General features: G+C 59.0%; 16 protein-coding genes. 4 read left to right on the plus strand and 12 right to left on the minus strand.

The features are described 5' to 3' along the window. Nucleotides 1-78: 78 nt before the first annotated feature. From ACWKV9_RS03720 to glnE, 12 genes are all read right to left on the minus strand, one after another. Nucleotides 79-1,488, minus strand: a complete 1,410-nt coding sequence (locus ACWKV9_RS03720; protein ID WP_483834750.1) for a PIG-L deacetylase family protein — start codon at nucleotides 1,486-1,488, stop codon at nucleotides 79-81. Then, nucleotides 1,485-2,381: an antimicrobial resistance protein Mig-14 gene (locus tag ACWKV9_RS03725; RefSeq protein WP_483834751.1), complete on the minus strand. Its 897-nt coding sequence runs from the start codon at nucleotides 2,379-2,381 to the stop codon at nucleotides 1,485-1,487. The genes ACWKV9_RS03720 and ACWKV9_RS03725 overlap by 4 nt, the downstream gene beginning before the upstream one ends. Then, the gene (locus tag ACWKV9_RS03730; RefSeq protein WP_483834752.1) at nucleotides 2,381-3,511 is read right to left on the minus strand and encodes a glycosyltransferase; all 1,131 of its coding nucleotides are present in this window, start codon (nucleotides 3,509-3,511) and stop codon (nucleotides 2,381-2,383) included. Before ACWKV9_RS03730 ends, ACWKV9_RS03725 begins: the two co-directional genes overlap by 1 nt. Then, the gene (locus tag ACWKV9_RS03735) at nucleotides 3,495-5,252 is read right to left on the minus strand and encodes a carbamoyltransferase family protein (RefSeq protein ID WP_483834753.1); all 1,758 of its coding nucleotides are present in this window, start codon (nucleotides 5,250-5,252) and stop codon (nucleotides 3,495-3,497) included. The genes ACWKV9_RS03730 and ACWKV9_RS03735 overlap by 17 nt, the downstream gene beginning before the upstream one ends. A 386-nt stretch (nucleotides 5,253-5,638) precedes the next feature. Further along, nucleotides 5,639-7,090, minus strand: coding sequence for a lipopolysaccharide kinase InaA family protein (locus ACWKV9_RS03740; RefSeq protein ID WP_483834754.1), 1,452 nt, complete (start codon nucleotides 7,088-7,090; stop codon nucleotides 5,639-5,641). Between the two features lie 175 nt (nucleotides 7,091-7,265). Then, nucleotides 7,266-8,021 carry a lipopolysaccharide kinase InaA family protein gene (locus ACWKV9_RS03745; RefSeq protein ID WP_483834755.1) on the minus strand — a complete coding sequence of 252 codons (756 nt, stop codon included), beginning with the start codon at nucleotides 8,019-8,021 and terminating at the stop codon, nucleotides 7,266-7,268. Further along, entirely contained in the window at nucleotides 8,018-8,752 is a 735-nt protein-coding gene (locus ACWKV9_RS03750) for a lipopolysaccharide kinase InaA family protein (protein ID WP_483834756.1), read from the minus strand. Before ACWKV9_RS03750 ends, ACWKV9_RS03745 begins: the two co-directional genes overlap by 4 nt. Beyond that, nucleotides 8,752-9,558 carry a lipopolysaccharide core heptose(I) kinase RfaP gene (rfaP, locus tag ACWKV9_RS03755; protein WP_483834757.1) on the minus strand — a complete coding sequence of 269 codons (807 nt, stop codon included), beginning with the start codon at nucleotides 9,556-9,558 and terminating at the stop codon, nucleotides 8,752-8,754. The genes ACWKV9_RS03750 and rfaP overlap by 1 nt, the downstream gene beginning before the upstream one ends. Further along, nucleotides 9,555-10,679 carry a glycosyltransferase family 4 protein gene (locus tag ACWKV9_RS03760; RefSeq protein ID WP_483834758.1) on the minus strand — a complete coding sequence of 375 codons (1,125 nt, stop codon included), beginning with the start codon at nucleotides 10,677-10,679 and terminating at the stop codon, nucleotides 9,555-9,557. Before ACWKV9_RS03760 ends, rfaP begins: the two co-directional genes overlap by 4 nt. Next, nucleotides 10,679-11,743: a lipopolysaccharide heptosyltransferase I gene (gene waaC, locus ACWKV9_RS03765; protein ID WP_483834759.1), complete on the minus strand. Its 1,065-nt coding sequence runs from the start codon at nucleotides 11,741-11,743 to the stop codon at nucleotides 10,679-10,681. Before waaC ends, ACWKV9_RS03760 begins: the two co-directional genes overlap by 1 nt. Nucleotide 11,744: 1 nt before the next feature. Next, entirely contained in the window at nucleotides 11,745-12,779 is a 1,035-nt protein-coding gene (gene waaF, locus ACWKV9_RS03770; protein WP_483834760.1) for a lipopolysaccharide heptosyltransferase II, read from the minus strand. A 237-nt stretch (nucleotides 12,780-13,016) separates the two neighbouring features. Continuing rightward, nucleotides 13,017-15,965: a bifunctional [glutamate--ammonia ligase]-adenylyl-L-tyrosine phosphorylase/[glutamate--ammonia-ligase] adenylyltransferase gene (gene glnE / locus ACWKV9_RS03775; RefSeq protein ID WP_483834761.1), complete on the minus strand. Its 2,949-nt coding sequence runs from the start codon at nucleotides 15,963-15,965 to the stop codon at nucleotides 13,017-13,019. 382 nt (nucleotides 15,966-16,347) lie between these two features. Between glnE and aceE the strand changes: the two genes are divergently transcribed. From aceE to msrA, 4 genes are all read left to right on the plus strand, one after another. Further along, nucleotides 16,348-18,993, plus strand: coding sequence for a pyruvate dehydrogenase (acetyl-transferring), homodimeric type (gene aceE, locus ACWKV9_RS03780; protein ID WP_483834762.1), 2,646 nt, complete (start codon nucleotides 16,348-16,350; stop codon nucleotides 18,991-18,993). A 155-nt stretch (nucleotides 18,994-19,148) separates the two neighbouring features. Further along, nucleotides 19,149-20,807 carry a dihydrolipoyllysine-residue acetyltransferase gene (gene aceF / locus ACWKV9_RS03785; protein WP_483834763.1) on the plus strand — a complete coding sequence of 553 codons (1,659 nt, stop codon included), beginning with the start codon at nucleotides 19,149-19,151 and terminating at the stop codon, nucleotides 20,805-20,807. Between the two features lie 408 nt (nucleotides 20,808-21,215). Next, nucleotides 21,216-23,909, plus strand: coding sequence for a putative bifunctional diguanylate cyclase/phosphodiesterase (locus ACWKV9_RS03790; protein WP_483834764.1), 2,694 nt, complete (start codon nucleotides 21,216-21,218; stop codon nucleotides 23,907-23,909). Nucleotides 23,910-24,100: 191 nt separating this feature from the next. Then, complete coding sequence (gene msrA / locus ACWKV9_RS03795; protein ID WP_483834765.1) at nucleotides 24,101-24,760, plus strand: peptide-methionine (S)-S-oxide reductase MsrA; 660 nt, start codon at nucleotides 24,101-24,103, stop codon at nucleotides 24,758-24,760. Nucleotides 24,761-24,807 lie beyond the last annotated feature (47 nt).

Genomic DNA, 24,807 nt, shown 5'->3' on the forward strand with positions numbered 1-24,807 from the left:
CCTTGGCACCACCGATATTTGCCCCAGTCACCCGCAAAGCACCGCGACGTGGGACGGCTTGCTCAATCTATTTTGGGCTCAACGGTCCTGGCGCCAGAACAACTCGTGCCGACGCACTGACTTTCTGAAAAATTCGTTTTCGCCTTCTGCCGGCCAACGTCGACCTGCGAGCAGCTTCTGCAGCCAGCGTCGCACACGACGTTTGAGCGGTGCAGGAGGTTGCAGGTCGTGCATCATACCCAAAGCCATGGCTTTGTCCCGCTGCACGTTGGGCGACAATTGGATGCAATAAGGGATCAACTCGTGGGCCTGGTCAAACACCGGAGGCAAAGCGACGCCACTGTAAGCGCAGCCCATGGGCCAGCGGTCATTGTCATGCAGATGATTGGCGTAGCCCAGAATCACTTTTGGCTGCCAGGCCAAGCCTTCCAGCGCCTCTAACACCGCCGCCTGGGAGCAGATGTGATCCGGGTGGGGATCGATGGTGGGGTGTGGCATGACCAGCACTTGCGGTCGCGCCTGAAGCAACAACGCGCGCAAATCAGCGATCAGATTGTTCCAGGTCGGCGCGCCGTCAGCATCTCCCGGCAGACTCATCGGGTTGAATTGGCGGAACATCCGGATATCGCTCAGCTCAGCCTCGCGCGAAGCGATCGGCTGATCGGGGGCTGCCTGCATCGCTGGCAACTGCAGGCAGAAATACCCTAACTGGAAACACCGAGACTCCGGCACACCGCCCCAGCGCGGCACAGCGATGCTATCCCAAGCGCGCAAACGCCCTTTGATGCGCGCAGCGTCTGGCCGGGTCATGCCCATTTGCTGGTAATGCTCGGCTTCAATCTCGCCTGCGGTGAGAGTGACAATCCAGCTTTCATCCGCTTGAGAATACAGGCCGAACGCCGCAAGTTCGGCATCATCGGCGTGGGGAGCAATCACCATCACTCGCTGGCTTCGCACGTCGGAGTGGCTGAACGAACACAACTCAGGCGCCCCAGTCACACGGCAAAATCGAGTACGTATGCGCAAATTGCCTGTCACCAGGGATTCGCCCAGTCCGGTCAGATTCAAATAGCGCAAACCATTCACCCCGCGCTCGAAAGCCTGCTGGTCACTCACTTCCAGACCGATCAGCTCGATGGCAGGATCAAGAAACCGGCCAAGCCAGGTGCTTTTGATGCCTAACGACAGAACCAACGTTTCATCGCCAGACAGCGACATCGGTTGTTCCAGGGTCAGCGTGCCACTTTCCAGCCTTACGCCGCCAATTTGGCTGCCGCCAGGGAATCGGTACTGATAGTCGTCAGAAGGCGAATAAAACAGATGATCTGAGAACCAGGCTTCATGGGCGATCCAGGCCAGCACTGCCAGCAGGAACGGCAACCACCAGGCGATCAGCACGCCAACGACGATCAGCAGCAACAGGCCGATCAGCAACACCATCCGCTTGTTGCGACGATGGCGCTTGAGCAGCTCCTGCTTGCGGCTCAAATCTGGAACACCGGAACAGGATTGCACCAACGATCTTTATACTCACGATCCGCGCGACCGAAGGAAAACCGCAGCGGCTTGCCCTGTGCCCGAGCGTGCTCCCAAGCACTCTGGGTGTTGAGAAAGCTCAACACGCTGCCGGGGCTGAAGTCGCGGGTCTGCGGATCGACGCCACCGTTGACGTACTCCACGCTGACCCACTCCGGCGCCTCGACGCGGTACACCAATTGGATCGCGATCGCCGCGTCATTGAGGAAGATCGCCGAGCCGATCAACAGGTCGCGCAGCAGCTCGACAACTTCGGTCATACGCTCGGCCCCTGTCGCTGGGAATCCCCACCGCCGCTGGAAAAGATCGCAGTACATCGCTGCTAGCTCGGCACTGGAGAAATCGCTGACCGGACGCACGACGCCGCCCGCCTCCTCCAGCAGTCGCAGTTCGCGGCGCTGGTTGTAGCGAAACTTCTTGGACAGCTCTTCAGGGGTGCGCGCCATCGCCAGAGATTCGGTCTGCGGCTTCAAGGTCGAAACACGCCCTTGGTTGAGCGCAGACAGATAACGCCCTCGATGACGCAACGGCACCTGAGCGTCGGCAGCAATCGGCAAAATCAACTCGGCGTTACCCAGATCGAACAGCCCTCTCTTGCCATGTTGTTTGAGCACGTCCTTGGACAACGCAAGCGAACGACCCCAGGTGGCAATGGCGGCTTTGACATCGCTGCCTTGTTCCCACGCCAGATAACGCACCGGAATGTCGGCAAACGCGGCCAGGCGCTCAACCACTTGCGGGTGGGTGGCAACACTGCCGCCATAACGCTGCCAAGTGTGCTCGTAGGTTTGCGCATCGATTTGCGTCCAGCCGCGTTCACGAACGCTTTGAAATCGATTGAGCATCAAGACTCCGCAGTCAGGTCGGTGACCTGCGGCAAACGCCAGAACACGTCTTGCACCGCCGCGTCGGAGAACCTTTCGCGCAGGCGTTGCAGCATCAGCTCAGCGCACGCTTGGCGCTGTTCACCATCGAGCGTCGACAGGTGCGTCAGGCCTTGGGCAAGACGAGCCTGGTCTCCCAACGGAAACAGAACGCCGATGCCTTCGACCACTTCCTTCGCACCGCCGCAGGATGTAGCAGCCAAAGGAACGCCCGCAGCCATGGCCTCAAGCAGGACCATCCCGAAGGGTTCATGGTCGGAGCTAAGGGCGAACACGTCGAACGCCTTGAAGTAGCGACTGGCCTGGGGAATTTGTCCCAGCAAGAGCACTTGACCGCCAATGCCCAGCTCCATAGCGAGCTCTTTGAGATCCTGCTCCAGCCTCCCTTTACCGAGAATCACCAATTGGCTGTTCTCAGGTAGATCGGGTAACGCCTGTGCAAAACCACGCAGCAAAGTCGCCTGGTCCTTGTCCGGATGCAGACGACCGACGTTGCCGACAATCCAGGCATCCGGCGACAGCCCAAGCTCTTCACGGGCTTGTTCACGAGACAGAAGACTGGCCTGGAGCTGATCAACATCGATGCGGTTGTACAACGTTTGAATACGACCCGTTGGCCACTTGGGCAGGCTCTTGCGCATGTCGTCGCGCACTGCGTCGGACACCCCCAACAGGCTCAACCGCCAGCGGGCCAGATGGGCAAACAGTTTGCGGCTGCGACGTTGATAATCGCCGAAGGCATGATGTACGCCGATCACAGGCAAGCGGGTTGCCAGCAGGGCGATGTAAACCGGTTTAAACCGATGGGCGATGCAGAAAGTGAAATCACGGGAGGCCGCGATCTTACGCAATTCAAAGATCGCACCCAGCTTGAGTCCACGAATGGCCTTAGAGCTGTACTCCATGAACAGCACTTCATCAGACGCACAGCCTGCGGCCACTTCCTTGTCGGCCACGCCAGTCAGAAATACCGTTGTGACCCGATATCCCTTGCCCGCAAACAGGCTGGCATATTGACGGGCGCAGTCCAGAAACGGCCCGTCATAACCGTGGCAAAACTGCAGCACATGACGCTCAGCCGAGCGTGTCATAGGTTTCCGCGCCGTCTTTGACCACCAGGATGTCTTCCATGATCAGGTATTGCAGGTCCGAACCGAAGAACATGTTAAGCGCATCGGTCGGCGAGCAGATCATCGGCTCGCCACGACGGTTGAGGGAAGTGTTCAGCGACACGCCGTTGCCGGTCAGGTCTTCGAGCGCTTTCATCATGTCGTAGTAACGCGGGTTGTATTCACGCTTGAGCACCTGGGCACGGGAAGTGCCGTCTTCGTGAACGACCTCCGGCACGCGGGTTTTCCACTCTTCGGCCACTTCAAAGGTGAAGGTCATGAAGGGGGCCGGGTGATCGATCTTGATCATTTGCGAGGCAACGGTATCAAGCATCGACGGGCAGAAAGGCCTCCAGCGCTCGCGGAACTTGATCTGGTGGTTGATGCGATCAGCCACCCCGGCGATGCTCGGGCAACCGATAATCGACCGACCACCCAGCGCACGCGGACCAAACTCCATGCGGCCCTGGAACCAGGCCACAGGGTTACCATCGACCATGATTTTGGCGATCTGCTGCGGGGTGTTCTCGATCTGGCGCCACACCGGCTTGCTGGGGTGACGGGCGCAGGCGGCGATCACGTCTTCGTTGCTGTACGAAGGGCCGAGGTAGACGTGTTCCATCTTCTCGACCGGCACGCCGCGGGCGTGGGACACATACGCTGCAGCGCCAACCGCTGTGCCAGCATCACCCGACGCAGGTTGCACGAACAACTCTTTGACTTCCGGACGGGCAATGATCTTCTGGTTCAGTTTGACGTTCAGCGCACAACCACCGGCAAACGCGATCTTGCCGGTTTCCTTGAGGATGTCACCCAGGTAGTAATCCATCATTTGCAGCGCCAGCTTTTCAAACAGCGCTTGCATGCTGGCGGCGTAGTGGATGTACGGCTCGTCGGCGATGTCGCCTTCGCGCTTGGGCCCTAGCCACTCGATCAGCTTGGGCGAGAAGTAGAAACCCTTGCCCTTCTCTTTATAGCGGCGCATGCCGATCACGTTGGCGTACTCGGTGTTGATCACCAGTTCGCCATTTTCGAAACTGGCCAGACGCGAGAAGTCGTACTTACTGGCATCGCCATAAGGCGCCATGCCCATGACTTTGAATTCGCCATCTAGCATTTCGAAACCGAGAAACTCGGTGATCGCGCCGTACAAGCCGCCAAGGGAGTCAGGATCGAAGAATTCTTTGATCTTGTGGATCTTGCCGTTCTCGCCGTAGCCGAAGAACGTGGTGGCGTATTCGCCTTTGCCATCGATACCCAGAATGGCCGTTTTCTCTTGGAAACCGGAGCAGTGATAAGCGCTGGAGGCGTGAGCCAGGTGATGCTCGACCGGTTCGATCTTGATTTTTTTCGGGTCGAAACCCAGTTGCTCAAGGCACCAGACGATCTTGTTGCGATAGCGTTTGTAGCGACGGTTGCCCATCAGGATCGCGTCGAGTGCGCGGTCCGGGGCGTACCAGTAACGCTTGGCGTATTTCCAGCGGGCTTCGCCGAACAGGCTGATGGGAGCAAAGGGAATGGCGACGACATCGACGTCGGATGGCTTGATGCCAGCTTGCTCAAGACAGAATTTTGCCGACTCGTAGGGCATGCGGTTCTTTGCATGCTTGTCGCGAACGAAACGCTCTTCTTCGGCGGCGGCGACGAGTTTGCCGTCGATGTACAGGGCCGCGGAAGGATCATGGCTAAGGGCGCCGGACAGGCCAAGGATCGTCAATGCCACTAGGGTCTAGCCTCTTTAGTCTGCATGCAGGCGGCGTGCGCCTGATAAAAAAGTGTGCCTCGCGCCGGGGCGGCGGGCAGCTAAAGGGCGGGATTATAGCGTAATGCGGCTGGATTTGGTCGGGTGGAAATGAAGGGGTAAAACAGATATTCCGAGGAATAAAGCCGAATCTCGAACACACCGAGGATCTGCTTCTGCCACAGGGTATGTGCCGTTTTCGCGATCCGCCTCTGCCGAAGGTGGGAGCGGACCTGTCCGCGAAGACTAAGCGTCAGGCGCCAGAGATGTCTTGGCCATATCGACCCATTCGCGGACAGGTCCGCTCCCACGGGTCTGCGCCCGCTCACGGATATGATCGTTTCCACGCGGTAGAAACGACTACCGATTCATTCTGCGTTACGAGACACCCTCGGAATTCGCTCATTCAGCACTCGGTGTAGGGCCGTATCAGCGGGCCAGTTACGCATGAACCGCGCTCGATCCTTGGCGAATGCCTCGGCAAACGAGGCCTGTGAGCTGTGCTGGCACATGGCGTCCAGATCGATCAGCGCCCAGCGACCCTCCTGCCAGAACACGTTATGACCTTTCAGATCGCCGTGACTGATACGCTCGCGAATCAACTGCGAGAACAACAGGTCAAGCGCTTGCAGCTCCGTTTCAGGCACTTCGGCTGATTCCACATACGCAGCGAAGCGCTCGATGATGTCAGGCCCAGGCAGATACTCCGTCACCAGATAAGCCTTGCGCCGCATACCGAGAATCCGTTGTTCCAGCATCGCCAGCGGCTTGGGCGTAGCGATCCCGAGAAACGCCAGACGATTGCCTTCGCACCAGGAATGCCAGGCGCGGCTAGGGCGCCAGAAGCGCTTGAGCCAATGAGCAAAGCTTTTGACGTTGTAGCGCTTGATCACCAGCGCACGACCTGCCACCTCAACTTTGGCCACGCTGGCTGCGCCGCCAGTCTTGTACAGATGCCCCTGATCAACCAATGCGTCGGCACGTTCAAGCACAGGATTCATGGCGGATTCTTCTTCACGACGAACCGCCCGCAACTCATTGGCGCTGTCCTTGACGCTGAACAGGCTACAGTCGCGCCCGACCTTGATCAGGAAATCCTTCAGGCGCCAGGCGCGTACTTTGTCGATCTGCTTTTGCAACGCCTCCATAGGCAAGCCGTGTTCGCCATTGCTCAGCAGGTAATGCACCGAAAGCTCTTCAGTGAACGGCTCAAGGTTTTTCGGCAACTGGGCGAAGAACACGCCGAGGTTTTCCAGAACTTTCTGCCGTGACAGCGACTTGCCTGGTTGCTCGGCGCGAATGCCTGCGCCGTCGATCAAGTACAACTTGCCGCCATGGCGCAGAAGGTTGTCCAGGTGCAGGTCTTCCTGCCACAACCCCTTGCTGTGCAACTGGCCGATGGCGGCCAGCGCCTCGCCCAGCACCGCTTGCTGCTCGTCGGCGAGCGGCGGCAAATCAGCTACATCCGCCCAGGCATCACCGAGGCTTTGCGCGTTTTCCAGCAGTTCAAACAGTAACCAGCCGCCCTCGACTTCCTGCAAGCCATCGGCCAACAGCAGCGGCGTGGTCAGGCCTTGTTCGGCGAGCAAACGTACACCGGCCAACTCGCGCTGAAAGTGCCGCGCCGCTTTTTGTCCAACCAGCAGTTTTGCCAGCACCGGACGACCGCGCCAGATACCGGCGCCGACATAACGTTGGCCCGGCAACACACGCAACAGGCTCAGCAGCTGCAATTCAGCTGAGCCAGCAGCATCGGCCAGGGCAATATTCAGCGGTAACGTCGGTGTACGCCCGGCGTCTTTCAGTTCAGACAAACGCATTGGCGCCCTCTTCCTCCATCAATCTTGAATTAGACCGTTGACCCAACCCGCAATGAGTTATTTGTGGGAGGGAGCTTGCTCGCGATCAAGCCGGAACAGCAGACAGATATTTGTCGGATGTAATGGCCTCTTCGCGAGCAAGCTCCCTCCCACGGGCTCGTGTTTGCAAAAACGATTATCGACCGTCGCGCTTATGACTGCCGCGCTGGGCCAAACGCTGCCACCAGGCATCGACCTGCGGGCCATTGCTGTCGGCTTGCAGATAGGCACCGAGCATTTCGCGGATTTCAGCCTCATTCCAGACCGGCGCCCGACGCAGCAATGGCTCCAGATCCTTGACCCGATCACGCTGACCGAACAGCGATTTGCGGGTCTTTTCCAGGTCGATCAGCTGCGCCAGATACACATCAGCCCGCGCACGCAGGAAAATATGCTTGGGATAGAAGCAGCCATGCACCTGCCCGGCCTGGTGAAGCGTGCGGGCCAATTCGCCGCAAGCCTGCAGAATCGCCAGACGCTGCTTTGCCGACAGCTCGGCCCATCCCTGCAACAGCGTGTCCAGATCGGTCCAGCCGTCCAGCGCACGGGTCATCAGGATCGCCCGGCGTTCGCCATCGACCTTTTTGTCCCCGTAAAACACCGCGTGCAGCGCCGGAATGCCGAGCTTCTGATACAGACTGATATTGCGAAACTCCCGCGAGAACGAGGGCTCGCCCAGCGGATGGTGCAAGGTGCGGGTCAAGTAATTGCTTTGGCGCTTGAGGTAATAGCCCGAGCCTTCAAGCTCCAGACGAAACACGCTGCTCCAGCCGCCCCGGCCGGTGTTGGGCTCGTCGACAGCATCAAGCTCGACCTCCCACAACGAATCGAAATCAGCCAGACCGTGGCGCTCAAGCAAAGCCCGGTCGGCGTCTGCGATGAAGACACTCATTCGCGCCCCTCGAAAAAGCTGACGATGTGACGGATGCGTTTTTTATCTGAATCATTCAAGCGTTCGCGCCCGCGGTATTGCAGGTAAAACCGCAGTCGCTGGGTCGCGGACAGGTGATATTTGGCGACCTTATCCAGGCACGCCAGATCCTTGGTGATCCGATAACGCAGCATGAAACTGACCCAGAACGCACCATTGGGGCAGTCGATGAAGAACAACTTCGCTTGATCGTCGACCAACAGGTTGCGCCACTTCAAATCGTTATGGGTGAAGTGGTGATCGTGCATCGTGCGGGTGTAGCGCGCGACTTGACGGCTGACGTTGTCGACCCAGGAACGGTCGGTCAAACGCGCGTCGTGAGTCAGTGCCAACGCCGACAAATCTTCGGTGCGCGGCAGCTCGCGGGTGATCAGCGCGCCACGGTCGTAGGCAGCGCCATTGCGTTCCAGGCCCCAGGCGACCACTTCGGCAGTGGGAATACCCCATTTGGCGAAGCGCTTGAGGTTTTGCCATTCGGACTTCACGCGGGGCCGACCCAGATAGCGACGCAGGCCTTTACCGGCGCCCACGTAGCGTTTGACGTAGTAGTTCACACCGTCGCGCTGCACGCGAATCACTTCGGACAACGGGTCGCGCGTCAGTTGCTCGCCTTCAAGTTTGAAAACCGCCTCCAGAGTGCCGAAGTCGTCAGCCAGCGAAGCATAAGCCGGTTCAAGCTTCCAACCCGGCATCAGAGCGCATCCCCGTAGCGCACTTTGCGCTGATACAACTTCTCGGCACGTGCATCCAGCCAACTGAGCAACGCGGACTCCTGTGCAATGATCTGACGCAGCGGTTGGTGGAAATAGTCCTGGAGGAAACGCAACTTGTCGCGCTGTGTCAGGCCGATGTCCAGCGCGGAAAAGTACAGCGCGGCCAGATCCTTGTTGCGCCAGCGCTGAGTAATGGCCGGACGCACCTGGGCGCGATGCAGGTCAATCACCGAGAGCCTGAAATCGTCGGGCGTTACAGGCGTGTCGGTGTGCAGCAGGAAGTGGCAGATGTAGCAATCGCGATGATTGACGCCTGCGCGGTGCATGGTCCCGACCATCTTCGCTACTTCGGCAATGAAGGCGCGCTTTAGGCGTGGCTCAGGCGGTTCAGTGCGCCAGTTGATGCTGACGTCTTCCAGGCTTTCGGTCGGTGCCAGCTCTTCGGTGATGATGAAGGAGTGCTGGGCGGCGGGGTTGCTGCCCCGCTCGCCATAGGCCACGGCGGTCATGGTGGCGACGCCAACCTCATGCAGACGGTTGATCGCCTCCCATTCTTGCCCGGCTCCAAGCACCGGTAGTTTGGCGGTGAGCAGGTTTTTTGCCACCTCTCCCCAACCGATGCCGCGATGGATCTTGACGAAATAACCGCGTCCGTCGACTTCCGTGCGCAGGGTGCGCCGGCCTTCGAGTTCGCGATAGACCTGACCGTCCAGCGCCTCGACGGCCTCGAACGCATCGCGGCCAGCCCAGAGGGTTTTGAACGGTTCAGCGAGGATCAATTTCATCCGTGGTGCTCCGCCAGAATCACATCCGCAGCGTGCTGCGGCATGCTGTAAAGATCGGCCGTGTCGGCAAACGCCAACCCGTTTCGGCCCCAAATGCTGCGTGCAGCATCGTCCTTGAGCATGCGAGTCAGGTATTCGTTGAGCTGAGCCTGTTCGAAAGGCTCGTCCAGCACCAGACCGCTGTCGGCCTCGGCGATGTAATGGGCGTAACCGCACACCGCGCTGACCAACACCGGCAGCCCTGCCACCAGCGCTTCGAGCAAGACAGTACCGGTGTTTTCGTTGTACGCCGGGTGGATCAACAGGTCAGCGCCCAGCAGAAAACGCGGGATATCGCTGCGGCCCTTCATGAACGTGACGTGATCGCCCAAGCCCAGCGCACTGCTTTGCAGCTGGAATACTTTGGGGTCGTCCTGGCCGATTACAAACAGTCGGGTGCGTTTTTTCACGTCAGGAGGCAAAGCGGCCAGCGCCTTGAGGCTGCGGTCCACGCCTTTGGTCTTGAAGCCCGAGCCGATCTGCACCAGCAACAGATCGTCGTCCGCAAGCTTGAACTCGCGGCGGAATTCGGCACGAATCTCGGCGGCGTTGTCCGGCGCGCGACGGTCTTGGGAGATCCCCGGCGGCAGCAGATGAAAGCGCTCAAGTGGCGTGTGGTAGTGCTTGATGAACAGCGGCTGCTGCACTTCGGAGATCATCAGCACCTCGGTTTTCGCGTCCTTGGCGAACACCGCACGCTCGTATTCGGCGAAGTGGCGGTAGCGGCCCCAGTGCTTATATAGCGAGTGACGCAGGTTCTGCGCCTTATCCTCATAGCAGCCATCGGCAGCGTAATAGACGTCGAGGCCGGGCATCTTATTGAAACCGATCAGCCGATCCACCGGACGCTTGGCAAGGTCCGCATTCATCCAGTCCGTGAGTTTCTCGTTGCGACGATGATTGAAGATCGCCTTGACCGGGGCCACCAGCACCTCAAAACCGGGTGGCACGTCGCCTTCCCAGATCAGGGTGTAGACGCGAATAGTGTGGCCGCGCTGCTGACATTCGAGCGCAATGCGCATGAAGTCGCGCTGCAAGCCGCCGAACGGGAAATATTTGTACAGCACAAAGGCCAGTTGCATCAGTCGTGTTCCTTTGCCAGCGCAAGCGTGACCAGTTGGCCCGCCACCCGCTCGGGATTCAGGCGAGTGAAGCACAGGGGCCACTCGCGTTCGAGATCGAATTGACGCTGATCTTCAGGCGTCGGTCGATAGGTGCATTTTTTCTGCAGGCACGGCGCGCAGGCCGGATAGTCGCCCGCCAGGTGAACTTGCGATTTGCCATAGGCGCCGGTCAGACCCGGATTGGTCGGGCCGAAAAGCGACACTGTCGGCACATCCAGCGCTGCCGCCAGATGCCCAAGGCCGGTATCGACGGCAACGCACGCTTGGGCGCTGGCCAGCACTTTGGCGACGCCTGCCAGATTCAGTTTGGGCAGCACGATGGCGTTTTCCAGCCCTTGAGCGATGCGTTCGGCGCGGGCTTTTTCCGCCGGATTGCCCCAAGGGAGTTGAACCTGTAGCCCCTGCCCGATCATGCGCTCGGCCAATTGGCGCCAGTACAGCTCGGGCCAGTGCTTGGTCGCCCATGTCGTGCCGTGCAGAAACAGCACGAACGGCGCGCCGCTTGTAGCGTCGAGCAAGCGGCTGCGGTCCAGGCCGTAATCGCCTAGCCCCGCCGGGACTTCATAGCCCAGCGCTTGTGCGAACAATTGGCGAAGGCGCTCGACCGCATGTTGCCCACGCGCCACAGGATAGGACCGATCATAGAAGCGGGCGGCCAACGGCTCACGGGCAGAGTCCTTGTCCAGCCCGATAATCGGCGCTTTCACGTAACGGGTGAGCCAGGCGCTTTTCAGCAGCCCCTGAGCGTCGATGACCAGATCGTAAGGCGTGTCACGCAAACGCTGTTTGAAGCCGCGCCACTCGCCACTCTTGAAGGTTTGCCAAAGGTTTTTGCGCCAGCGGCGAATCGCCACCGGGATCACCTTCGAGACCGCTGGATGCCAGGTTGGAATCTCGGCGAAGCCCTCTTCCACCACCCAGTCGAACTGGATGCCGGGCAACGCCCGCGCGGCGTCGGTCAACGCTGGCAAGGTATGAATCACGTCGCCAAGGGACGAAGTTTTGATCAGCAATACCCGCAAGTCAGGCGACCTCGACCGGGGTGCTGCCCAGACGGCTCAACGCCTCGACCACCGGGGCGGGCTCAAGCAGGCGCAAGCAGTTGTAATGGCCGAAACGACACGTGCGCTCGAAACACGGGCTGCACTCGATGCCCAGCCGGACAATCTCCACGTGGTCAGCCAGCGGCGGTGTGAAGCCCGGCGAAGTCGAACCGTAAACCGCCACCAGCGGGCGATTCAAAGCGGCGGCAACGTGCATCAGGCCGGAATCGTTGGAGACCACCGAATCTGCGCAGGACAGAAGATCAATCGCCTCAGCCAGCGAGGTTTCGCCACTGAGGTTGACCGACTCTTCACGCAGTCCGGGGATCAATCGCTCACGAATGCTTTCGCCCACTGGATGATCGTTTTTGGAGCCAAACAACCACACCTGCCAGCCTTCGCGAATCTTGGTCTCCGCGACTTTGGCGTAGTGTTCGGCAGGCCAGCGCTTGGATTCGCCGAACTCCGCACCAGGGCACAGCGCCAGCACCGGGCGATCCAGCGCCAGACCGAACTTGGCCAACGCAGCATCACGGCTGGCGGTTTCGATTTGCAGGCTGGGTTTTGGATAGGGGCGCGGTAGCTCGACATATTTATCGAAGGCCAGCGCCATGAAGCGCTCGATCATCAACGGGTAGCGTTGTTTGTCGAGGGTGCGCACGTCATTGAGCAGGCCGTAGCGAAATTCGCCACGCCAGCCGGTACGCTTGGGAATGCTGGCAAAGAATGGCACCAGCGCCGACTTCAAGGAGTTGGGCAGCAAAATGGCCTGGTCATACTGGCCCTTGAGGGATTTGCCGATACGCCTGCGGGTTGCCAGTTCAAGTGCGCCGTGGCCGAGCGGGAAGCTCAACGCCTTGCGCACCTCGGGCATGCGCTCAAGGATCGGTCGGCTCCACTCGGGCGCCAGTACATCGATTTCGCATTGCGGGTGGCGCTGTTTCAGGCACTGGAACAGCGTTTGCGCCATCACCATGTCACCGACCCAGCTGGGCCCAACGATCAGAATTCTCATGCTCAATCCAAAAACGACCAGAAACTAGCAGGGAGGCTTATCAGGCTGCGTGAAGCTTGCACACAACCTGACGCCTCCCTGTCATAGCTTTATATAAGAGCGGCTACCGCGACCAAATCCATGATCTTCACCGGATGCATTCGCGGACAGGTCCGCTCCCACGGGTACGATGCAAGACCGTGGGAGCAGACCTGTCCGCGAAGAGGCCATAGTGGGCGCCGTCATTCTTGCGGCAGATCAACTCAACCCCAACTCACCCCAAATCCGCATCACTTCGCGCCGTTCAACCTGAAACTGATCACCGCGAACCACGCCGGGATCCTTCTGCAGGGCCTGACGGTGAGCTGCTGAGCGGTAAGCCTTGTAGACCTCACGCAGCAAACTGGCATCAGCGGCAGGAATCAATCCGACCAGCTCCAGGCCTTCAAGAATCCGGATGTTATCGGTGTAACGCAGCAATTCAGAATGCTTCCTGGACCACGCCAAGGTCGCGTATTGCACCATAAATTCAATATCGACGATACCTCCGGCGTCCTGCTTGAGGTCAAAGGGCGCAGTGGCTTCGAAGGCGTTGGCGCCTTTTCCGGCGGTAGTGATCCGGGTCCCGAGGTTGTCGCGCATCTTGGCGCGCATCTCGCTGACCTCTTGGCGCAACACCACCAGATCGCGGTCTTTGGCCAGCACCGATGCGCGCACGCCCTCGAAACCGGCCCCCACATCGCGACTGCCCACCAGCACCCGCGCTCGCACCAGCGCCTGATGCTCCCAGGTCCAGGCTTCGTTCTCCTGGTACCGGGAAAACGCGCCCAACGAACTGACGAGCAAGCCCGACGCACCGGACGGACGCAGACGCATATCGACTTCGTACAGTTGGCCGGAATTGGTTTGAGTGGTCAGCAGATGAATGATGCGCTGACCCAGACGTGTAAAAAACTGCGCGCCATCGATGGGCTTCGGTCCATCAGTTTCCGCCTGCGGATCGCCGTCGTGGATGAAAACCAAGTCAAGATCCGACCCATGCCCCAACTCGATGCCGCCCACTTTCCCATAACCGACGATGACAAATCCGGGATCGCACAACGTGCCATCCGGGCGCCGCGGTGCGCCATGCCGCGCGACGGTGTGGCGCCAGGCCAGCGTCAATACCTGTTCAAGAATCGCCTCGGCCAGCCAGGTCAGGTAATCGCTGACCTTCATTAACGGCAGGCTGCCGGTGATTTCCGAGGCCGCGACACGCAGCCGATGGGCCAGTTTGAAATGCCGCAGCGCTTCCATTTGCTGCTCAAGATCGTCCTCGGGAATACGCGTGAGCCGCTGACGCAACTCTGCCGCCAGCTCTGGCGCTTGAGGCGGACTGAACAGACGGCCTTCATTGAGCAGTTCGTCGAGCAACAGCGGGAATTTCGCAATCTGCTCAGCGATCCAGGGGCTGGCCGCACACAACGTCAGCAGCCGCCGCAGCGCATCAGGATTCTCCGTGAGCAAGACCAGATAAGCCGAACGCCGGGCGACCGCTTCCACCAACGGCAGCACGCGTTCCAGCACCAGATCTGGATTTTCGTGCTCCACCGCCTGGGCCAGCAGACGCGGAATGAAAGCATCGAGCCGCTCGCGTCCAAGACGTTGCATGGAGCGCAGCTGGGAACTGTTACGCAGATCAGCCAGATGCTTCAGCGCTTTGCCGGCATCGGCAAATCCACCCTCCAGTAACTGGCGGCAGGCGCTTTCTTCATTTTGGGACTCTTCCCACAAGGGCAACCACTCACCGCCCACAGGCACATCGCTTTCTTCCTGACCCGGCTCTTCATCCGGGTCAGCGATGACCTGACGGAAATGCCAGTCCACCCGCCCGCGCCAGTACATTAGCTTTTCATGAAAGCTGGCCCAGTCCGGGAAACCCATCATGAATGCGATGCGCGCTTGATCCTGATCGCCATCGGGCAACATTTGCGTCTGACGGTCGGCAATGGCCTGGATGGCGTGTTCGGTGTAGCGCAGAAACTCATAGCCTTCGCGCAGTTCATCGGTCACCGCTGCCGGAAGATAACCCTGCCCTTCCAGCGTGCCGAGGACTTTGAGCAATGGCCGTTGCTGCAAGCTGAGATCGCGACCACCATGAATCAGCTGAAACGCCTGGGCAATGAATTCCACCTCCCGAATCCCGCCGGAGCCCAATTTGATATTCTCGGCCATGCCCTTGCGCCGGACCTCCTGCTGGATCAACTGCTTCATCGTGCGCAACGCTTCGATGGCCGAGAAGTCCAGATATCGGCGATAAACGAACGGACGCAACATTTCCAGCAGCTCCTCGCCCTGACGCTGATCACCGCCGACTACACGCGCCTTAATCATGGCGTAGCGCTCCCAGTCGCGGCCCTGATCCTGGTAATACTGCTCCAGCGCATTGAAGCTGAGCACCAACGCCCCGGATGAACCGTAGGGCCGCAGGCGCATGTCGACGCGAAAGACGAAGCCGTCTACGGTCACAGGATCCAGTGCTTTGATCAGGCGCTGGCCCAGCCGGATGAAGAATTCCTGATTATCCAGCGCACGTTTCACCCCTTGGGTTTCGCCGCCTTCGGGGTAGGCGAAGATCAGGTCGATGTCAGATGAAAGATTGAGCTCTACTGCCCCCAGCTTGCCCATACCGAGAATGACCATTTGCTGCGGTTCGCCGCTGCGACGGCCAATCGGTGTACCGAATTGCTGGCAATGACGCTCATATAACCACTGGTAAGCCAGGTCAATACAGCCATCTGCCATGTCGGAAAGGTCACGACAGGTTTCCACCAGATCGGCTTGGCGGCTCAGGTCGCGCCAGACAATTCGCACTTGCTGGCGCGTACGTTGACGACGTAGATTACGCCCCAGTTCGTCTTCACTGGTCGCAGCGGACACCGCCACAGCAATCTGCTCGCGCAGCTCTCCCGCCTTGAAACTACGCTCCAGCTCGCCGCTTTCGGCAAGCTCCAAAAGCATTTGAGGATCACGGGCTACCTGCAGGGCGACAAAGTCGCTGGCGGCGCACACCCGATCAAAAGCGCTTAAACGCGCAGCAGGCCAGGCATCGAAAGTGGCCTCTTGGCCGTTCGGCAGCGAAGAAAGGGATGCGCGAAACGATTGTTGTGCGCGAGTGACCAACGGCAGAAGGATGGCCGGCAGTTCAGCCAGCAACGGTAGGCTCATGGTCTATCCTGATCGGCGTTCAAAAGACTACCCGCCGTGAAAGCTTGAGACTCGCAGCGGCAAGAACTGTCGAACAAAGGTAAAAAATTGCTGGCGATCTATATTTGTTGGCAGCCAGCCTGGCATATATGGGTGATCCGTTTAATTCCTAACCAAATTTAACGTTTTATCTCACAACCCGACATGAGCTAAAAGCTCGCAAAACTGTAGTTTTACTACTGTATATACAAGTTGAAAAGCTGAAATGGCTCACGATTTGTAGTAAAACTACACGACCGGGTACAACACCGGTCATCCAAGAATTTACGTCGTCTGCCCACAAGGCCAGTCGCAACAAACTCAGGCAACCGATTCTGGAAGCCTTTCCGCCCTGGAGCAAGCCATGCAAGACCTCGATCCCGTCGAAACCCAGGAATGGCTGGACGCCCTGGAATCGGTTCTCGACAAAGAAGGCGAAGACCGTGCTCACTACCTGATGACCCGTATGGGTGAGCTGGCCACAAGAAGTGGTTCGCAACTGCCTTACGCCATCACCACGCCTTACCGCAACACCATCCCCGTCACCCACGAAGCACGCATGCCTGGCGACCTGTTCATGGAACGCCGCATTCGCTCGTTGGTGCGTTGGAACGCCTTGGCAATGGTTGTCAAAACCAACATCGGCGATCCGGATCTGGGCGGTCACATCTCCAGCTTCGCTTCCAGTGCGACTTTGTACGACATCGGCTTCAACTACTTCTTCCAGGCCCCGACCGAAGAACACGGCGGCGACCTGATCTACTTCCAGGGTCACGCATCGCCAGGCGTTTATGCCCGTGCGTTCATGGAAGGCCGCATCACCGAAGAGCAAATGAACAACTTCCGTCAGGAAGTCGACGGCAAAGGCCTGTCCTCTTATCCACACCCGTGGCTGATGAAAGACTTCTGGCAGTTCCCGACCGTTTCGATGGGTCTGGGTCCAATCCAGGCGATCTACCAGGCGCGCTTCATGAAGTACCTGGAACATCGCGGCTACATCCCGGAAGGCAAGCAGAAAGTCTGGTGCTTCCTGGGCGACGGCGAGACCGACGAGCCGGAATCCCTGGGCGCCATCGCCCTGGCCGGTCGCGAGAAGCTGGACAACCTGATCTTCGTGGTCAACTGCAACCTGCAACGTCTCGACGGTCCGGTTCGTGGCAACGCCAAGATCATCCAGGAACTCGAAGGCGTATTCCGCGGCGCTCAATGGAACGTGACCAAAGTCATCTGGGGCCGTTTCTGGGACCCACTGCTGGCCAAAGACGTCGACGGTATCCTGCAACGTCGTATGGACGAAGTCATCGACGGCGAGTACCAGAACTACAAAGCCAAAGACGGCGCGTTCGTGCGTGAACACTTCTTCAACTCGCCAGAACTCAAGGCGATGGTTGCTGATCTGTCCGACGACGAGATCTGGAAACTCAACCGTGGCGGCCATGACCCGTACAAAATGTACGCGGCCTACCACCACGCGGTTAACCACAAAGGTCAGCCGACCGTGGTTCTGGCCAAGACCATCAAAGGTTATGGCACTGGCGCCGGTGAAGCGAAAAACACCGCGCACAACACCAAGAAAGTCGATGTCGACAGCCTGCGTCACTTCCGCGACCGCTTCGACATTCCGGTCAAAGACGACCAGCTCGAAAACCTGCCGTTCTTCAAACCCGAAGAAGGTAGCGCCGAAGCCCGTTATCTGGCCGAGCGCCGCGCAGCATTGGGCGGCTTCGTCCCTCAGCGTCGCGCACAGAGCTTCAGCCTGCCGACCCCACCACTGGAAACCCTCAAGGCCATCCTCGACGGCTCCGGTGATCGCGAAATTTCCACCACCATGGCTTTCGTGCGCATCCTGGCGCAGTTGGTCAAGGATAAAGAAGTCGGTCAGCGCATCGTTCCGATCATCCCGGACGAAGCACGTACCTTCGGTATGGAAGGCATGTTCCGCCAGCTGGGCATCTACTCGTCCGTCGGCCAGCTCTACGAGCCAGTCGATAAAGAACAAGTGATGTTCTACCGCGAGGACAAGAAAGGTCAGATCCTCGAGGAAGGCATCAACGAAGCAGGCGCCATGTCCTCCTTCATCGCTGCCGGTACTTCGTACAGCAGCCACAACCAGCCGATGATTCCGTTCTACATCTTCTACTCGATGTTCGGTTTCCAGCGCATTGGCGATCTGGCCTGGGCCGCAGGCGACAGCCGCACCCGTGGCTTCCTGATCGGTGGCACCGCCGGTCGTACCACGCTCAACGGCGAAGGTCTGCAGCACGAAGACGGTCACAGCCACATCCTGGCCTCGACCATCCCGAACTGCCGCACGTTCGACCCGACTTACGGTTACGAACTGGCTGTGATCATTCAGGACGGCATGCGCCGCATGTTTGAAGAACAGCAGGACGTTTTCTACTACCTGACCGTGATGAACGAATCCTACGTCCAGCCAGCCATGCCGGCCGGTTCCGAGGAAGGCATCATCAAGGGCATGTACCTGCTGGAAGAAGACACCAAGGAAGCCGCCCATCACGTGCAGCTCCTGGGTTCGGGCACCATCCTGCGTGAAGTCCGCGAAGCAGCCAAGATCCTGCGCGAAGAGTTCAACATCGGCGCTGACGTCTGGAGCGTTACCAGCTTCAACGAACTGCGTCGCGACGGCTTGGCCGTCGAGCGCAGCAACCGCATGAAGCCGGGCCAGAAGCCACAATTGAGCTACGTTGAAGAGTGCCTGGGCGGCCGTAAAGGTCCGGTCATCGCTTCGACCGACTACATGAAACTGTTCGCTGACCAGATTCGTCAGTGGGTTCCGACCAAGGAATACAAGGTGCTGGGCACTGACGGTTTCGGCCGCAGTGACAGCCGTAAGAAGCTGCGTCACTTCTTCGAGGTGGATCGTCACTTCGTCGTGCTGGCGGCGCTGGAAGCCTTGGCCGATCGCGGCGATATCGAACCTAAAGTGGTGGCCGAGGCCATCGTCAAGTTCGGTATCGACCCTGAAAAACGCAACCCACTGGACTGTTAAGAGTCTGCTTCAAGATCGTTTAGAGCGCTGACGGATTGCGCGAAAACAGCCGAGGATGCGGAATTTACGTCTGTAAATGAGCATCCGACGTTGTTTTCGTCGCAACTGACGCCAGCGCAATCGAGAAAGAACAGGTTCTCCGAAGGAGAGACATTGTGAGTGAGCTAATTCGCGTACCCGACATCGGCAACGGTGAAGGTGAAGTCATTGAGTTGATGGTCAAGGAAGGCGATCGCATCGAAGCCGACCAGAGCATCCTGACGCTGGAATCCGACAAGGCGAGCATGGAAATCCCTGCTCCCAAGGCTGGCGTCATCAAAAGCATGAAGGTCAAACTGGGCGACCGCCTGAAAGAAGGCGACGAACTGTTTGAGCTGGAAGTCGAGGGCGATGCGCCTGCTGCTGAAGCCGCTCCGGCTGCGGCACCTGCCGCCGCTGAAAAGCCCGCTGCCGAGAAGCCTGCTGCTGAAGCTGCTCCTGCTCCAGCCGCTGCACCCGCCGCACCTGCTGCCGAGACTTCCCAAGACATCCACGTTCCGGACATTGGTTCGTCAGGCAAAGCCAAGATCATCGAGCTGCTGGTTAAAGTCGGCGATACCGTCGAGGCTGATCAATCGTTGATCACCCTTGAGTCCGACAAAGCCAGCATGGAAATCCCTTCGCCAGCCGCAGGCGTCGTCGAAAGCGTCAGCGTCAAGCTGGACGACGAAGTCGGCACCGGCGACCTGATCCTGAAGCTGAAAGTGGCGGGCGCTGCGCCTGCTGCTGCTCCGGCGCCAACCAAGGCGGATGCACCTGCAGCCGCACCTGCTGCGCCTGCTGCAAAAGCAGAGTCGGCTCCAGCTGCTAAAGCTGAAGCGGCACCAGCCCCTGCAGCCGCTCCGGCCAAAGACGGCGCCAAGGTTCACGCAGGCCCGGCGGTTCGTCAGCTGGCTCGCGAGTTCGGCGTTGAGCTGAGCGCGGTTGCTGCCACCGGCCCACACGGCCGCGTGCTCAAGGAAGACGTGCAGGTTTACGTCAAAGCCATGATGAACAAGGCCAAGGAAGCGCCAGCAGCTAACGGCGCGACTGGCGGCATGGGCATTCAGCCGATTCCGGAAGTCGATTTCAGCCGTTTCGGTGAAATCGAAGAAGTACCGATGACCCGCCTCATGCAACTGGGCGCCACCGGCCTGCACCGCAGCTGGCTGAACATTCCGCACGTCACGCAATTCGACCAGGCCGACATCACCGACCTGGAAGCTTTCCGCGTCGCGCAGAAAGCCGTTGCCGAGAAGGCTGGCGTGAAGCTGACCATCCTGCCGCTGCTGCTCAAGTCCTGCGCTTTCCTGCTCAAGGAACTGCCGGACTTCAACGCATCCTTGGCGCCAAGCGGCAAAGCGATCATCCGCAAGAAGTACGTGAACATCGGTTTCGCCGTGGACACGCCGGACGGTCTGCTGGTCCCTGTGATCAAGGACGTCGACAAGAAAAGCTTGCTGCAACTCGCTGCCGAGGCCGCTGTACTGGCCGAGAAAGCACGCACCAAGAAGCTGTCGGCCAACGAGATGCAGGGTGCTTGCTTCACTATTTCCAGCCTCGGCCACATTGGCGGCACCGGCTTCACGCCGATCGTCAACGCGCCGGAAGTGGCAATCCTGGGTGTCTCCAAGGCGACCATGCAGCCGGTTTGGGATGGCAAAGCGTTCCAGCCAAAACTGATGCTGCCGCTGTCGCTGTCCTACGATCACCGCGTGATCAACGGCGCCGCTGCCGCCCGCTTTACCAAGCGTTTGAGCGATCTGCTGGCGGATATCCGTACGATCCTGCTGTAAGCCGCTTTAAAAAGGGGACTGATCTTGTTTACGACGATTCACCGTAAATGGATCTGTCCCCTTTCACTTTAAGCTGGCCCTGTTTTCTCGAGCTGCCACGCTCGTACCTCAACCCCGCTGCTGGCGGGGCTTTTTTTGTCCGCACTTTGTCTCGGCATCAATTACAGCAAAAAATGTCAATTTGGATCCAAACAGGGGGCCAACTGATGTGATAACAACCACTTAGCGCACACTCCCAATAAATCCGACCAACAACCTCCAGTTACTGCCTCATTTGCCGACAGATTTATAGCACTAAGCCATCGCGCTCACTTGTCAGTCCGCGCTGCATGATGCAACCTTGCCACACGCGACTTAACGACGGGCTCTTTGCCCGTGCGCGCCTAGTACTCTGGAAGTGAGTCCTTCATGAAAAGCCAGCCTGATGCTGCCGGTAGACCGGCGGCCGAGGTAGTAACGCAATTGCCGGTGCCTTCGCGGCTCGGCATGCTGCGTTTCGAGCGGCTAAATGAAGCCAATTGGGCGCTGCTGTACCTGGACCCCAATTGTGAAAAACAGTTTGGCATGCCAGCAGTCGAGCTTTGCGCTCTGGTCGCTTCGCCCTATGCCAGCCTCATGGAGCCCGAGGCCCGCTATCAGCTGCACGACGCCGTGCAGATGCAATTGGCCAGCGCTCCGTATTATCTGATCCGCTATACCCTGCATACCAGTCGTGGTGCGCTGGGAATAATGGAGCTGGGCGAGGGTTACAAACAGCACAATCGCCATCTTCTGCGCGGGTACTTGATGGTCGTCGACGACATTCTCGAAGACAGCAACCTAACCCTGAGTCCCGATCTGGAAACTCAGAACACGCGGCTGCAGATCGCCCTTGAACTGAATCAGCGCGCCCAGCACGAGCAGCTCCAGCACCTGGAACGCGTCCGCGCCCAGCAAAGCCTGATCTTACGTCTCGCTCGCCACCGCTACAGCTCAAGCAATTCTTTGCAGGAAGCGGCGGAACTCATCACCCAGAGCGCCTGCGAGATATACGACATATCCTGTGCCAGCATCTGGAATCTGAACGGTCAGGTTCTGGAGCCGATTGCCGAATACCGCCGTGGCGCCAACGCGCACCGCAAGCCTGGCCCCATCGACATCAGTCGGTTCCCCAGTTATCTCGAAGCACTGCACACCAGCCGTGCGATCGATGCCAGCGATGTCGAACATGATCCGCGCACCCGCGAACTTGCCGAAAGTCTGCGCCCGCGTGATATCAATGCCATTCTCGACGCCAGCGTAAGGATCGACGGCCAGGTCGTTGGCGTCCTGTGCCTCGAGCAAACCGGCACTGCACGCGAGTGGCAGTCCGACGAAATCGCCTTTGCCGGTGAATTGGCCGATCAGTTCGCGCAGGCGATCAATAACCACAACCGTCGCACGGCCACCCATGCGCTGCATTTGTTTCAGCGCGCCGTGGAGCAAAGCGCAAATGCGTTCTTGCTGGTCAACTGCAACGGCGTGGTCGAGTACGTCAATCCAAGCTTCACCGAGATCACCCAGTACTCCGCCGATGAAGTTCACGGCCATAAGCTGTCCGAACTGCCGGCGCTGGAAAACCTCAATGCACTGCTGCTCGATGCTAATTCCGGCTTGGTCAGCGGCAACAGCTGGCAAGGCGAATTCAAGAGCCGTCGCAAGAATCTCGAACCGTATTGGGGCCAATTGTCGATCTCGAAAGTCTTTGGTGACGACCGCGAACTGACCCATTACATCGGCATTTACGAAGACATCACCCAGGCCAAACTGTCCCAGCAGCGTATTGAGCGACTGGCGTACACCGACAACCTGACCAACCTGGGCAACCGACCGGCCTTTATTCGCACCCTTGATGAGCACTTCGCCCGGGACGTTGAAACGCCAATCAGCCTGCTGCTGGTAGACATCGACAACTTCAAGCGGATCAACGACAGCCTCGGCCACCAGACCGGTGACAAACTGCTGATCAGTCTGGCCCGGCGTTTGCGCAATAGCCTGAGCCCAAGTGGCATTCTGGCGCGCTTTGCCAGTAACGAGTTCGCGGTGTTGCTCGATGACACAGGCCCCGAAGAGGGCCAACGCATCGCCAGCCAGGTTCTCACGACGCTGGACAAGCCGATGTTTGTCGACAACCAGTTGATCAGCGTAACGGGCTCCGTGGGCCTGGCCTGCGCGCCGCTGCACGGTCGCGACCCGCAGACGTTGATGAAAAACGCAGGCCTGGCGCTGCACAAAGCCAAGGCCAACGGCAAGCATCAGGTACAGGTGTTCACTGAAGCGCTCAACGCCGAAGCCAGTTACAAGCTGTTCGTGGAGAACAACCTGCGTCGTGCGTTGACGCAGAACGAACTGGAAGTCTTCTATCAGCCCAAGCTGTGCCTGCGCACCGGCCGCCTGCTGGGGATGGAGGCGCTGCTGCGCTGGAATCACCCTGAAAAAGGCATGATTCGCCCTGACCAGTTCATCAGCGTGGCCGAAGAAACCGGCCTGATAATCCCGATTGGCAAATGGGTTGCGCGTCAGTCGTGCCGCATGAGCAAGCAACTGACCGCTGCGGGCTACGGTAAGCTGCACGTTGCGATCAACGTTTCGCCCAAGCAGTTTTCCGATCCTGAGCTGGTAGCCTCCATCGCCAACATCCTCAAGGAAGAAGAGCTCGATGCCTCGCTGCTGGAGCTTGAGCTAACCGAAGGTTTGCTGCTCGAAGCCACGGAAGACACGCGATTGCAGCTCGAATCGCTGAAAACCCTGGGCCTGACTCTGGCAATGGACGACTTCGGCACAGGCTATTCATCGTTCAGTTATCTCAAAAAATTCCCCATCGACGTGATCAAGATCGACCGCAGTTTCATCCGGGACATTCCGGATGACCAGGACGATATGGAAATCACCTCGGCCGTCATCGCGATGGCCCACAACCTCAAGCTCACAGTGGTCGCCGAAGGCATAGAGACCGCAGCGCAGCTGGCGTTCCTGCGACGTCACCGCTGTGATGTCGGCCAGGGTTATCTGTTCGACAAGCCTATCCCGGGCGAAGAGCTGATCGAAAAATTGCGTCGCTACCCACGCGGGCCCGTCGCCTGACCCCTTCCCCGCCGCCAACAAACCTTGGGATTCTTTGTTGGAGCGAGGCTTGCCCGCACAGCTGAGTTTGATGTGTATCGTCCAGCCTCAAACTCACCAACTTACATTTGCATCAGCCACTTCTGACCCCATATACCCCTTCTAACTGACAACACCCCTCCGTTGTCCCGAACCTAGAGAGGATTGACCTCATGGTCTTGCGCTCGGAAATTCTTGTGAACAAAAACGTATTGCCCACCGCCGAACAGGCATTGCCAGGACGTGAAGCCCATGTGCAATTGCCTGAGCACCACTTCGTCAACGGCAATCCATTGCTGGGCCCGTTCGTCACTAACGTTGATTTCGCGATCTTCGGATTGGGTTGTTTCTGGGGTGCCGAGCGGCGTTTCTGGCAGAAAGAAGGCGTGGTCAGCACGGTTGTTGGATACGCGGGCGGTTTCACGCCAAACCCAACCTACGAAGAAGTCTGTTCAGGTCTGACGGGGCACAGCGAAGTGGTGCTGGTCGTGTTTGAACCCGAGAAAGTCAGCTACGAAGAGCTGCTGGCCATGTTTTGGGAACTGCACAACCCGACGCAAGGCATGCGTCAGGGCAACGACATCGGCACCCAGTACCGCTCGGTGATTTACGCCACATCGCCCGCGCAACTGGAAGCCGCCAAAGCCAGCGGTCAAGTCTTCCAGGCCGAACTGACCAAAGCTGGCATGGGGGAAATCACCACCGAGATCGAACAAGCGCCCACGGTGTACTTCGCCGAGGCGTATCACCAGCAGTATCTGGCGAAAAATCCTGAAGGGTATTGCGGGATTGCCGGGACCGGGGTGTGCATGCCGCCGAGTCTGGCCGGTTAATGATCCCACTGTAGGAGCGCGCTTGCCCGCGATGGCGTTGTGTCATC

The organism is Pseudomonas corni, assembly GCF_057128765.1.